Here is an 11,903-nt window from a genome sequence, read left to right as displayed (position 1 = left end):
ACGGTTCAGCCGGCGGCTCGCGGCGGAACCACGCTCACACCGCCGCGCGTTTCGCGCGACGGCGCTTCAGCAGATGACCCACGATCACGACGAACAGCGCGCCCGCGACGCTCATCCCATATTCGGCGACGGGCGTGTCGAGGATCGGCCAGCGATCGCCCGCCGGGTCGTTGATGATCAGCCCGCCCGCAATCCAGCCGAGCAGAGCCGCGCCGAACAGCACGATGACCGGAAAACGATCGAGCAGCTTCAAAATTAGCTGGCTGCCCCACACGATCAACGGAATGCTCACCACAAGGCCGAAGATCACCAGGGCAAGCCGATGCTGAGGCTCAGCGGCTTCGGCCGCGCCCGCGATCGCGATCACGTTGTCGATGCTCATCACCGCATCCGCGACGATGATCGTCTTTACCGCCGACATCAGTCTCTCGGCCGGCTTCACGTTCTCATGCCCGTCGTGCGCCGGCGAGAGCAGACGCACGCCGATCCATAGCAGCAGCACGCCCCCCGCGAACTTCAGGAACGGCACGTCGAGCACCACGACCGCGAACGCGATCAGTACGACACGCAACACGATCGCGCCGACAGTCCCCCACACGATGCCGCGCATGCGCTGCGACGACGGCAGGTTGCGGCAGGCGAGCGCGATCACGACCGCGTTGTCGCCGCCGAGCAGAAGGTCGATGACGATGATCTGAAAGACCGCGCCCCAATGAAGGGTCGTAAAGGATTCGAGCATGGAAAAACGGATCAGAAAAATCGGCCGGGTGGACGGAAACCCGGCACGAGCGCGGACGAAAAAAAACGGAGGAGTCTGCACTCCCCCGTTTTTCGGGACCATCCGCTCACGAAAGGATTTCGTAAGCGTATCAAAAACGCGCGCCTACGGCACGCGAATTCGATTTACAGCATCGCCTTCAGAAGACGCGCCATTTCCGACGGGTTCTTCGTGACCTTGATACCACATGCGTCCATGATTTCCAGCTTCGCTTCGGCGGTGTCAGCACCGCCCGAGATCAGCGCGCCGGCGTGACCCATGCGCTTGCCCGGAGGCGCCGTGACGCCGGCGATGAAGCCAACCACCGGCTTCTTCATGTTGTCCTTGATCCAGTGCGCGGCGTTCGCCTCGTCCGGACCGCCGATCTCGCCGATCATGATGACGGCGTCCGTGTCCGGATCGTCGTTGAACATCTTCATGACGTCGATGTGCTTCAGACCGTTGATCGGGTCGCCGCCGATACCGACTGCCGACGACTGGCCGAGGCCGATCGCGGTCAGCTGGCCGACTGCTTCATACGTCAGCGTGCCCGAACGCGACACGACGCCGATGCGGCCCTTGCGGTGGATGTGACCCGGCATGATGCCGATCTTCAGCTCGTCCGGCGTGATCGTGCCCGGGCAGTTCGGTCCGAGCAGCAGCGTCTTGCGGTTTTCGCGACGCATGCGGTCCTTGATCTCGATCATGTCGCGCACGGGAATGCCTTCCGTGATGCAGATTGCGAGATCCAGGTCGGCTTCGACGGCTTCCCAGATTGCCGCGGCAGCGCCTGCCGGCGGAACGTAAATCACCGACACGGTCGCGCCCGTTTCAGCCTTGGCTTCAGCGACGCTAGCGTAGATAGGAATGCCTTCGAAATCTTCGCCTGCACGCTTCGGATTCACGCCTGCAACGTACGCTTCGCGGCCGTTTGCGTATTCACGGCAAGCACGCGTGTGGAACTGACCAGTCTTGCCGGTGATGCCCTGCGTGATGACCTTGGTGTCTTTGTTGATCAGAATCGACATGTATTGACCTCTGTTCGTTTGGCGTCGCACCTGTGCGCCACGAGGCGCGATGTTGCGCGCCCGCGTCGCTCGCGCGCCGCCATTCGTAATCCTGGTAAACGCGCTGGGGAGCTTACGCCTTGCCCGCAGCGGCCGCGACGACCTTCTGAGCCGCTTCTTCCATGCTGTCGGCCGAGATGATCGGCAGACCGGACTCGGCGAGCATCTTCTTGCCCAGGTCTTCGTTCGTGCCCTTCATGCGGACGACGAGCGGCACCTGCAGCGACACGGCCTTCGACGCCGCGATCACGCCTTCCGCGATCACGTCGCAGCGCATGATGCCACCGAAGATGTTGACCAGAATCGCGGTCAGGTTCGGGTTCTTCAGCATGATCTTGAACGCTTCGGTGACCTTCTCGGTCGTGGCGCCACCGCCGACGTCGAGGAAGTTCGCCGGTTCGCCGCCGAACAGCTTGATGGTGTCCATCGTTGCCATTGCGAGGCCGGCGCCGTTCACGAGACAGCCGATGTTGCCGTCGAGCGAGATGTACGCGAGGTCGAACTTCGACGCTTCGATTTCAGCCGGATCTTCTTCGTCCAGATCGCGGTACGCGACGATTTCCGGGTGGCGGAACAGCGCGTTCGAGTCGAAGTTGAACTTCGCGTCGAGCGCGATGACCTTGCCGTCGCCGGTCAGGATCAGCGGATTGATTTCGGCGAGCGATGCGTCGGTTTCCCAGAATGCCTTGTAGAGGCCTTGCAGGATTGCACGAGCTTGCGGGATCGAAGCCTCGGGCACGCCGATCTTCTTCGCGAGGTCGTCCGCTTCCGCGTCCTTCAGGCCGGTCGACGGGTCGACAGCAACCTTGTGGATCAGCTCAGGCGTCTTTTCCGCGACTTCTTCGACGTCCATGCCGCCTTCGCTCGACGCCATCACGACGATCTTCTGCGAAACGCGATCGATCACGAGACCGACATACAGTTCCTTCTTGATGTCCGCGCCTTCTTCGATCAGCAGGCGGTTCACCTTCTGACCTTCCGGACCGGTCTGGTGCGTGACGAGCTGCATGCCGAGGATCTGGTTCGAGTACTCGCGAACCTGTTCCAGCGACTTGGCGACCTTCACGCCGCCGCCCTTGCCACGGCCACCTGCGTGGATCTGAGCCTTGACGACCCACACCGGGCCGCCCAGCTCTTCCGCGGCCTTGACCGCATCATCCACCGAGAAGACCGGCTTGCCGCGCGGTACCGCGACGCCGAATTTCCGCAGGATTTCCTTACCCTGGTACTCGTGAATCTTCATGCGTGATTCCCTTCAGTCTGAGAGTTGGATTGAACTTCGTTTCCGTTGCCGCCGTTCAGGCAGACGCAGTGCCGCCTGGGTCGCGGGGCACCGCGTCGTCCGATGAGGCCTCGCGCTCCGCCGGACGCGGTGCGCGGCCATACCAGCGCGGATAAAACTGTTGCACCGCCTCGCCGTCGAAACGCAGCGCGTGGCAGCGTCCCAGCTGGAATGGCGGTTTGTCGTTGGAATGCTCGCCTGTGCCGTTAGACGATTCGTCTCCCGAACCCGTGCTCGCGCCCGCCGCGCCGTCACCGGTGTCCCACACATCACCGGCGAACGCCTGAATCGCGGCGGTCGGCAGGATCGCGCACAACTCGGTGAGATGCGTGCAACCGGCCGTGCCGGCCAGCAAACGGGCAGCATCGCGACGGAAGTTGTGGAACAGATTGAGCCCGATGAGGGCTCGGTAGGCGGGATTGCTGGCCTGGCACAACCCTGGATAGGGAACCCAGTCGGACGACGCCTCGGCGTCGACGACGTTGAGCTTGCGATCGATGGTGATGCGAAGCCAGAGTTCATGGATCGGCTGGCCATTGGGCCGGACACCCGACGCAAGCACCACGTCGCGTGGCTTTTCGTCGGTCAGGCACGCTTCCACGTCCCACAGGCCATCGACTCGCTCGTAAGCTTCCGCTCTGATTGCGCGACGATGGCGCAACTGACGGGACACTGGCGGGGAGAGCGACATGCGGGAAGGAAAGGCCGGATTGGAAAACCGTTGGATTTTAGCATAACGGGTATTTGGGACAGCCCCGATTGCGCACGGCCGCGCGGCGGGGTACGGCGCGGCAATTGCCGGCTGCCGGGGGTGGCGAGCTAGTCGCCGTCCCACATGTCGTCGATACCCTTGAGGATCTTGCCGATCGTCGCACCAGAAAAACCGCGCGACGCAAGAAAGCGCGCCTGCTTCGCGCGCTCGGCCGGCGTTTGCGGCAGCTCGCCGAATTTCTTGCGCCAGACGGCCTGAGCGCGGGCGAGTTCGGTTTCGCGCAATTGCGCGCTCGCCTCTTCGACGAGCGCCGGGTTGAGCGCGTGCTGCTTCAGTTCGCCGAGAATGCGGCTCGTGCCGAGCCGCGATGCGCGCCGGTGGACCAGGCTTTCGGCGAAGCGTGAGTCGGAAAGCCAGTTTTCGGCTTCCAGCGAGTCGAGCACCGTGTCGAGCGAATCGGTTTCCTCGACGTAGGGCTTCAGCTTGCGGGCGAGTTCGGCGCGGCTATATTCGCGGCGCGACAGATAGCCGAGCGCACGCGCTTTCAGCGAACGGACGGGGCGTTGGGATTTTCTGTTGTCGTCTTCGTCGGACTGCCCTGGCTTCGCTTCGCCGGGTTGGCGGCGCGAGCGGGTGTAGGTGGCTTCGGAGGGAGAGGTGGAATCGAGCGCGGAAAACTTCTGGCTGGACGACGCCGCAGCGGATACAGACCGCCTACGCTGCGTGCCACGCCCAGCGGCATGGTCGTGCGCGTCGAACGATTCGAACGATTCGAACGGATCGAATGGATCGCCGGAGTCAGGCGATCCATTCGCCGCATCGCGCGGGCCGTCCGGATGGCGCCCTGAGTCGGACAACGGCCGGCCTTTGCGTATCACGTGATACTTACTCTTCTTCGTCCGCGACTTCAGCGTCGGCGCCGGTCACGGCGTCCGCCATCGCGGTGACGCCCAGCGATTCGCGGATGCGGTTTTCGATTTCGCGAGCGATGTCCGGATTTTCGCGCAGGAATTCACGCGCGTTGTCCTTGCCCTGACCGATCCGCTCGCCGTTGTAGCTGTACCATGCGCCAGCCTTGTCGACGATCTTCGCCTGCACGCCGAGGTCGATGATCTCGCCCTGCCGCGAGATGCCTTCGCCGTACAGGATGTCGAAAATCGCTTCGCGGAACGGCGGCGACACCTTGTTCTTGACGACCTTCACGCGCGTTTCGTTGCCGATCACTTCGTCGTTCTTCTTGATCGAACCGATGCGGCGAATGTCCAGGCGCACGGACGCGTAGAACTTCAGCGCATTGCCGCCCGTGGTGGTTTCCGGGTTGCCGAACATCACGCCGATCTTCATGCGGATCTGGTTGATGAAGATCACGAGGCAGTTGGTGCGCTTGATCGTGCCAGTGAGCTTGCGCAGCGCCTGCGACATCAGACGCGCCTGCAGACCCGGCAGCGAGTCGCCCATTTCGCCTTCGATTTCCGCCTTCGGCACCAGCGCGGCGACCGAGTCGATCACGATCATGTCGATCGAGCCCGAGCGCACCAGCGCGTCGGCGATTTCGAGCGCCTGTTCGCCGGTGTCCGGTTGCGAGACCAGCAGGTCGGCGACGTTCACGCCAAGCTTGCCCGCGTATTGAATGTCCAGTGCGTGTTCCGCGTCGATGAACGCCGCGGTGCCGCCGAGCTTCTGCATTTCGGCGATGACCTGCAGCGTCAGCGTGGTTTTACCGGACGACTCCGGACCGTAGATTTCGACCACGCGGCCACGCGGCAAGCCGCCGACGCCCAGTGCGATGTCGAGGCCGAGCGAACCGGTGGAGACCACCTGGATGTCTTCGACTGCCTCACCTGCGCCGAGCCGCATGACCGACCCTTTGCCGAACTGCTTTTCGATCTGCGCAAGCGCGGCGGCGAGAGCCTTGCTCTTTTCAGCAGTCAGTCCAGCCGAGCCTTTCTTGCTTTCTTCCATGAATCGTCCTTTGCTATGATGAACGGCGTCTGAGGCAGGTGTATGCCCGAGATACCGCCAGATTGGGCGGAGTATTCAGGTCATCACACGAAACGCAGACACTGTATAAAAAAACAGTAGTCTTGGCAAGCGCGATTGCGATGCGAACGCGCATTTTTACCGTCGCGTTGCCCCAACTACCCACAATAATGTTCGGAGACCGCTGCGCGCCGGGGCGAACCCCACGGTGCCGGCAAAGCCAGGCTGCGCATCATGCGAATTCTGATAGCCGAAGACGACAGCATACTCGCGGACGGTCTGGTTCGATCACTCCGCCAATCGGGCTATGCGGTCGATCACGTCAAAAGCGGCGTGGAAGCCGATACCGCGTTGTCAATGCAGACGTTCGACCTATTGATCCTCGATCTGGGCCTGCCGCGCATGTCCGGGCTCGAGGTGCTGCGCCGACTGCGCGCGCGCAATTCGAACCTGCCGGTGCTGATCCTGACCGCGGCCGACAGCGTCGACGAACGCGTCAAAGGCCTCGACCTCGGCGCCGACGACTATATGGCCAAGCCCTTCGCGCTGAACGAACTCGAAGCGCGCGTGCGCGCGCTGACGCGGCGCGGCGCGGGCGGCGGGCCGACGGTCGTGCGGCACGGCTCGCTATCGTTCGATCAGGTGGGCCGCATCGCCTACGTGAACGACCAGGTGATCGATCTGTCCGCGCGCGAGCTCGGCCTGCTCGAGGTGCTGCTGCAACGGATCGGCCGGCTGGTCTCGAAGGAACAACTCGTCGACCATCTGTGCGAATGGGGCGAGGAAGTCAGCAACAACGCGATCGAAGTCTACGTGCACCGGCTGCGCAAAAAGATCGAGCCGAGCGGCGTGCGCATCATCACCGTGCGCGGGCTGGGCTACTGCCTGGAAAAGGCCGCGCCGCCGGCGACTGCGAGCCCGGCGCCAGGCGCAACGGCGAACGCGCCCGCCGGCTCGGAGCCGCAAACGCCGCAAACGCCGCAAGCGTCCAGCGCGCCGCCGTCCGCCGCGATGCCGGCGAGCCACCACTACAAATAGAGGCCAGCGATGTCCGCACGCGCTGATCGCGCCACGGCGCACGCGGCGGACCTCGACGAGGCGCGCGACGCGCGCTACGCCAATCCGTTCGCCCCGCCCGACGAAACCGAAGCCGCCGCCGAAGCACGTCCGCGCTCGCTGTTCGGCGAGATTCTCGACTGGATGCTCGCGCCGCTCCTGCTGCTGTGGCCGATGAGCCTTGCGGTCACGTATCTGGTCGCGAAGTCGATCGCGAACGGACCGTTCGACCGCGCGCTCGAAACCGACGCCTACGTGCTCGCGCGCCAGATCCACCCCATCAACGGCGTCGCGGAGCTGGCGCTGCCCGAGTCGACGCGCGATTTCCTGCGCGCCGACAACGTCGACAGCGTGTTCTTCCAGGTGCTTGGCACGCGCGGTGAGCTCGTCGCGGGCGAGCGCGACATGCCGCTGCCGCGCGAGGAGGACCGCCCGCAACCCGGCATCGTGGAATTCCGCGATGACGTGCTGCGCGGCAACGACATTCGCGTCGCGTATACGACCGTCGAGTTTCCGCAGACGCCTGGCGCGCAGCCGGTGCTCGTGCAGGTTGCCGAAACGCTCGACAAGCGCAGCCAGCTCGCCAACGACATCATCAAGGGCGTGATCCTGCCGCAGTTCGTGATCCTGCCGCTAGCGATCCTGCTCGTTTGGTTCGGGCTGTCGCGCGGGCTCGAGCCGTTGCATGCGCTGCAGGCGCACATCCGCGCGCGCCGGCCGGACGACCTGTCGCCGCTCGAGGCGCGCCGCGCGCCGCCGGAAATCGAACCGCTCGTCACGTCGTTCAACGATCTGCTCACGCGCCTGGAACAGAACATGGAGTTGCAGAAGCGCTTCATCGCCGACGCTGCGCATCAGATGAAAACGCCGCTCGCCGGCCTGCGCACGCAGGCGGAGCTCGCGCTGCGCCAGAACGTGTCGGCCGAGGTGCATCGCTCGCTCGAACAGATCGCGACGAGCTCCGAACATGCCGCGCGGCTCGTCACGCAGTTGCTCGCGCTCGCACGCGCGGAGAACCGTCGGTCGGGACAGATCTTCACGCCGGTTGAGCTGGGCGAACTCGCGCGCAGCGCGGTGCGCGAATGGGTGCAGGCCGCGCTCGCGAAGCAGATGGACATCGGCTACGAGGCGCCCGACGCGCCGGTCGAAGTCGCAGGCAATCCGGTCATGCTGCGCGAGATGCTCTCGAACCTGATCGACAACGCGATCCGCTATACGCCGGCGGGCGGCCGCGTCACCGTGCGCGTGCGGCACGACGCGGCCGCGCGGCGCGTGCATCTGGAAGTCGAGGACACCGGGCTCGGCATTCCGGTCAGCGAGCGCGCACGCGTGGTCGAGCGGTTCTACCGGATTCTCGGCCGCGAGGAAGACGGCAGCGGCCTCGGTCTCGCGATCGTGCGGGAGATCACGGCGATGCACGGCGGCGAGCTCGTCATCGACGACAACGTCTACCAGGAGTCGCCGCGGCTCGCCGGCACGCTCGTGCGTGTCAGCTTGAACGTGCTCGAACGGGGGCGGGACTTACCCTAACACGGCTAGCTCGCCGGCCACACGGCGGCGCGAATTTCAGATATTTCGACGCAAGTTGCGCGAACATACCGGTCCATTGCCTGAAGTTGAACGCCAACTCATCGTCCTGCCGGCCTGCCCCAGGTTCTGCCGCCGAGTCAGAACGCCGTAAGTTTCCACTCCAATAATCGCTTGCACGGAACGCCGTTCCCGGCGACCCGTGTGTATATCAAAATTGGAGACGACATATGGCTACCGTTGGCGGGCAAATCTCGCACGCGCCGATGACGCGCGATGAGAAGCGGGTGATCTTCGCATCGTCGCTGGGTACGGTTTTCGAATGGTACGACTTTTATCTGGCCGGCTCGCTCGCGGCCTTCATCAGCAAGAGCTTCTTCTCCGGCGTCAATCCGACCGCAGCCTTCATCTTCACGCTGCTCAGCTTCGCAGCGGGCTTCGCGGTGCGGCCGTTCGGCGCGATCGTGTTCGGCCGGCTCGGCGACATGGTCGGGCGCAAGTACACGTTCCTCATCACGATCGTCATCATGGGCCTGTCGACGTTCCTCGTCGGCTTCCTGCCTGGCTACGCGGCGATCGGCATGGCTTCGCCGGTGATCTTCATCGCAATGCGCCTGCTGCAGGGTCTCGCGCTCGGCGGCGAGTACGGCGGCGCCGCGACCTACGTTGCCGAACACGCGCCGGCGGGACGGCGCGGCTTCTACACCGCGTGGATCCAGACTACGGCGACGCTCGGTCTGTTTCTGTCGCTGCTCGTGATTCTCGGCGTGCGCACGACGATGGGCGAAGACGCGTTCGGCGCATGGGGCTGGCGCATTCCGTTCATCGCGTCGATCGTGCTGCTCGCGGTATCGGTGTGGATTCGTCTGCAGCTGCACGAGTCGCCGGTGTTCGAGCGCATCAAGGCCGAGGGCAAGACCTCGAAGGCGCCGCTCTCTGAAGCGTTCGGCCAGTGGAAGAACCTGAAGGTCGTGATTCTCGCGCTGCTCGGCCTGACGGCCGGCCAGGCCGTCGTGTGGTACACGGGGCAGTTCTACACGCTGTTCTTCCTCACGCAGACGCTGAAGGTCGACGGCGCAAGCGCCAACATCATGATCGCGCTCGCACTGCTGATCGGCACGCCGTTCTTCCTGTTCTTCGGCTCGCTGTCGGATCGCATCGGCCGCAAGCCGATCATCATGGCCGGCCTGCTGATCGCCGCGCTGACCTACTTCCCGCTGTTCAAGGCGCTCACGCACTATACGAACCCCGCGCTCGAAGCGGCGACCGCGAAGTCGCCGATCGTCGTGATCGCCGATCCGGCCGAGTGCTCGTTCCAGTTCAACCCGGTGGGCACGGCGAGGTTCACGAGTTCGTGCGATATCGCCAAGGGCGCGCTGTCGCGCGCCGGCCTGAACTACGACAACGTCGCGGCGCCGGCTGGCACGATCGCGCAGATCCGCGTGGGAGATGCGGTCGTCAACACGTTCGACGGCCGCGCCCCCGACGCGAAGGAGCAAGCCAAGATCTTCGAGAAGACGCTCGCGGCGACGCTGAAGGCCGCCGGCTACCCGCCGAAAGCCGATCCGGCGCAGATCAACTGGCCGATGACCATCGTGATCCTGACGATCCTCGTGATCTACGTGACGATGGTGTACGGGCCGATCGCGGCGATGCTGGTCGAGATGTTCCCGACGCGCATCCGCTATACGTCGATGTCGCTGCCGTATCACATCGGCAATGGCTGGTTTGGCGGCTTCCTGCCGGCGACCGCATTCGCGATCGTCGCGGCCAACGGCAACATTTATTCGGGGCTCTGGTATCCGATCGTGATCGCGCTGTTCACGTTCGTGATCGGCATGCTGTTCGTGCGCGAAACCAAGGATTCGGATATCTACGCGAGGGATTGAGCGGCTCGACGCCAGCGTTATCTGAAAAAGTTGGGCGACGGGGTTGACAGTCTCCGGTTGCCCCAGCATAATCTCGCTTCTTTCGGCGAATTAGCTCAGTCGGTTAGAGCGACGGAATCATAATCCGCAGGTCCGGGGTTCGAGTCCCTGATTCGCCACCAGCTTCAAGAAAAGCCGCTGTCCCACAAGGACAGCGGCTTTTTGCTTTGAACCACCACCACGGCCGATGCGCCGGAAATGGCGCACTGCGCGCATCTAGACTTTAAATGCGCGCTTCTTCGAAGCATCCCGGTTGCTACGCGCCACATGCCCAAACCCCTCGCGCGAAAGGCAAACAGCATCTGAACTCTGGCGGTCAATCTGCCGAGGGCGGGCAGACCACGGGATGAAATCCCGCTGCTTCGATGGCGGCGGCCAACCGCTGCGGCGGCAGCACGGAATCGATTTTCACGATTTTGCTTGAGATATCCACGTCGAGCCTGGCCGCAGGGTCGACGTTCGCGACCGCACGCGTAATTGCGCTGGCGCAGCCTCCACAGGACATATCTTTTACCTCGAATTCCACTTGAACCTCCATTGAGCGACAAGAAATCCAAGCATGAAGCTTCCCACGGTGGCATGGTCAAGTGGACGATGAGAAGACGGGATGCGGCGAGCTGCCGTCGAGACGATTTGCCCCAGCGTGACAACCGAAAACCAGTGGACTCCAAGGTAGATGCGTGAGAACGAGACGATGAAAATCCGCGAAAGCAGGAAGGGGAGCTGGCGCGCGGCAGTCCTCCACTCTTCGATGGTCCGCCGTCGAGGGCCCTTCCCTTCGAAGCCTCCGCAGAGCACTACAACTGCTTACAAATCTCACGCTGGTCCAGTGCACCGCCGTGTCGATTGCGGCGTTCTTGCTGACACACATCAACGGAGCGCGACATGAGCACCAACCTCACTTCCAGTTCGCCGCAGCGTAGTCGCATTCACCCTTTGGTCGCCGGTGCAGCGGTGGCGGTCATCCTTGCAAGCGCGACGGGTATCGCGGCGATGACAGGCGTTCTTCCGACGTCCCGAGCGGTGACGGCTCCTGCGACGCAAGCTACACCGGTCGCCGCACACATCGCCAGCGCACCGGTCGCTTCGCGGCAACCGAATGTGGAACAGCGCATGTCCCGGGAAGAAGCACCCGCCCAACCTCGCGTCCATCATCACCCTGGCGTGTCGACTCAGCAGCCCCCAAGGTATGCGAACAACGACGCATACCCGTCGTCGGCACAACCTGCTCCGAGGCCCGTCGCCGTCGATCCGAACGCCGGTGAAGTCGTTGCCGTCAATACACTCCAGGAACCCGAGCCGACAACGGGTCTCGGGGCCGTAGGCGGGGCAGTCGCCGGCGGGCTGTTGGGGAATCAGCTCGGCGCGGGACGCGGTCGAGTTCTGGCAACGATTGCCGGCGCCGTCGGCGGCGGCCTTGCGGGCAATGGCATCGAGCACGCTGTACGCAAGGCGACGAGCTACCAGGTGCAGGTCAGGATGCAGGACGGCAGCTACCGGAACTTCAACTATTCGACGCAGCCACCGGTCCAGGTCGGTGAGCGCGTTCATGTCTCGGGTGACGCCCTGAGCGCGTCGTAGTCAGCCTCCAAAC

The 11,903-nt window shown here is 63.9% G+C and carries 11 protein-coding genes and 1 tRNA gene; 5 read left to right on the top strand and 7 right to left on the bottom strand.

Going from position 1 to position 11,903, the window contains the following annotated elements; genetic code table 11:
• Positions 1-34: 34 nt before the first annotated feature.
• The 6 genes from LJ655_RS17015 to recA form a co-directional block, all read right to left on the bottom strand.
• Positions 35-739, bottom strand: coding sequence for a TerC family protein (locus LJ655_RS17015; RefSeq protein ID WP_230562410.1), 705 nt, complete (start codon positions 737-739; stop codon positions 35-37).
• Between the two features lie 164 nt (positions 740-903).
• Positions 904-1,785, bottom strand: a complete 882-nt coding sequence (gene sucD, locus LJ655_RS17010; protein WP_013090441.1) for a succinate--CoA ligase subunit alpha — start codon at positions 1,783-1,785, stop codon at positions 904-906.
• 112 nt (positions 1,786-1,897) lie between these two features.
• Complete coding sequence (gene sucC, locus LJ655_RS17005) at positions 1,898-3,067, bottom strand: ADP-forming succinate--CoA ligase subunit beta (RefSeq protein ID WP_230562409.1); 1,170 nt, start codon at positions 3,065-3,067, stop codon at positions 1,898-1,900.
• Between the two features lie 55 nt (positions 3,068-3,122).
• Complete coding sequence (locus LJ655_RS17000; RefSeq protein WP_230562408.1) at positions 3,123-3,797, bottom strand: DUF2889 domain-containing protein; 675 nt, start codon at positions 3,795-3,797, stop codon at positions 3,123-3,125.
• A gap of 128 nt (positions 3,798-3,925) precedes the next feature.
• Positions 3,926-4,696: a recombination regulator RecX gene (recX, locus tag LJ655_RS16995; protein ID WP_230562407.1), complete on the bottom strand. Its 771-nt coding sequence runs from the start codon at positions 4,694-4,696 to the stop codon at positions 3,926-3,928.
• A gap of 7 nt (positions 4,697-4,703) precedes the next feature.
• Positions 4,704-5,780: a recombinase RecA gene (gene recA / locus LJ655_RS16990; protein WP_013090445.1), complete on the bottom strand. Its 1,077-nt coding sequence runs from the start codon at positions 5,778-5,780 to the stop codon at positions 4,704-4,706.
• 252 nt (positions 5,781-6,032) lie between these two features.
• On the opposite strand from recA, the gene LJ655_RS16985 reads away from it, so the two are divergent.
• The 4 genes from LJ655_RS16985 (at position 6,033) to LJ655_RS16970 (ending at position 10,431) form a co-directional block, all read left to right on the top strand.
• Entirely contained in the window at positions 6,033-6,836 is an 804-nt protein-coding gene (locus tag LJ655_RS16985) for a response regulator transcription factor (RefSeq protein WP_230562406.1), read from the top strand.
• 9 nt (positions 6,837-6,845) lie between these two features.
• Positions 6,846-8,384 carry a sensor histidine kinase gene (locus tag LJ655_RS16980; protein WP_230562405.1) on the top strand — a complete coding sequence of 513 codons (1,539 nt, stop codon included), beginning with the start codon at positions 6,846-6,848 and terminating at the stop codon, positions 8,382-8,384.
• Positions 8,385-8,611: 227 nt separating this feature from the next.
• Complete coding sequence (locus LJ655_RS16975; RefSeq protein ID WP_230562404.1) at positions 8,612-10,270, top strand: MFS transporter; 1,659 nt, start codon at positions 8,612-8,614, stop codon at positions 10,268-10,270.
• Positions 10,271-10,354: 84 nt separating this feature from the next.
• A tRNA-Met gene (locus tag LJ655_RS16970) sits at positions 10,355-10,431 on the top strand.
• A 194-nt stretch (positions 10,432-10,625) separates the two neighbouring features.
• Here the strand turns inward: LJ655_RS16970 and LJ655_RS16965 are convergent.
• Positions 10,626-10,835 (bottom strand): heavy-metal-associated domain-containing protein, encoded by a 210-nt coding sequence (locus LJ655_RS16965; RefSeq protein WP_230562403.1) that lies wholly within the window; start codon positions 10,833-10,835, stop codon positions 10,626-10,628.
• A gap of 359 nt (positions 10,836-11,194) precedes the next feature.
• On the opposite strand from LJ655_RS16965, the gene LJ655_RS16960 reads away from it, so the two are divergent.
• Positions 11,195-11,890, top strand: a complete 696-nt coding sequence (locus tag LJ655_RS16960) for a glycine zipper 2TM domain-containing protein (RefSeq protein WP_230562402.1) — start codon at positions 11,195-11,197, stop codon at positions 11,888-11,890.
• Positions 11,891-11,903 lie beyond the last annotated feature (13 nt).

This window comes from Paraburkholderia translucens (assembly GCF_020881035.1).
Classification (GTDB): domain Bacteria; phylum Pseudomonadota; class Gammaproteobacteria; order Burkholderiales; family Burkholderiaceae; genus Paraburkholderia; species Paraburkholderia translucens.
This window is presented reverse-complemented; position numbering and strand designations above follow the sequence as displayed.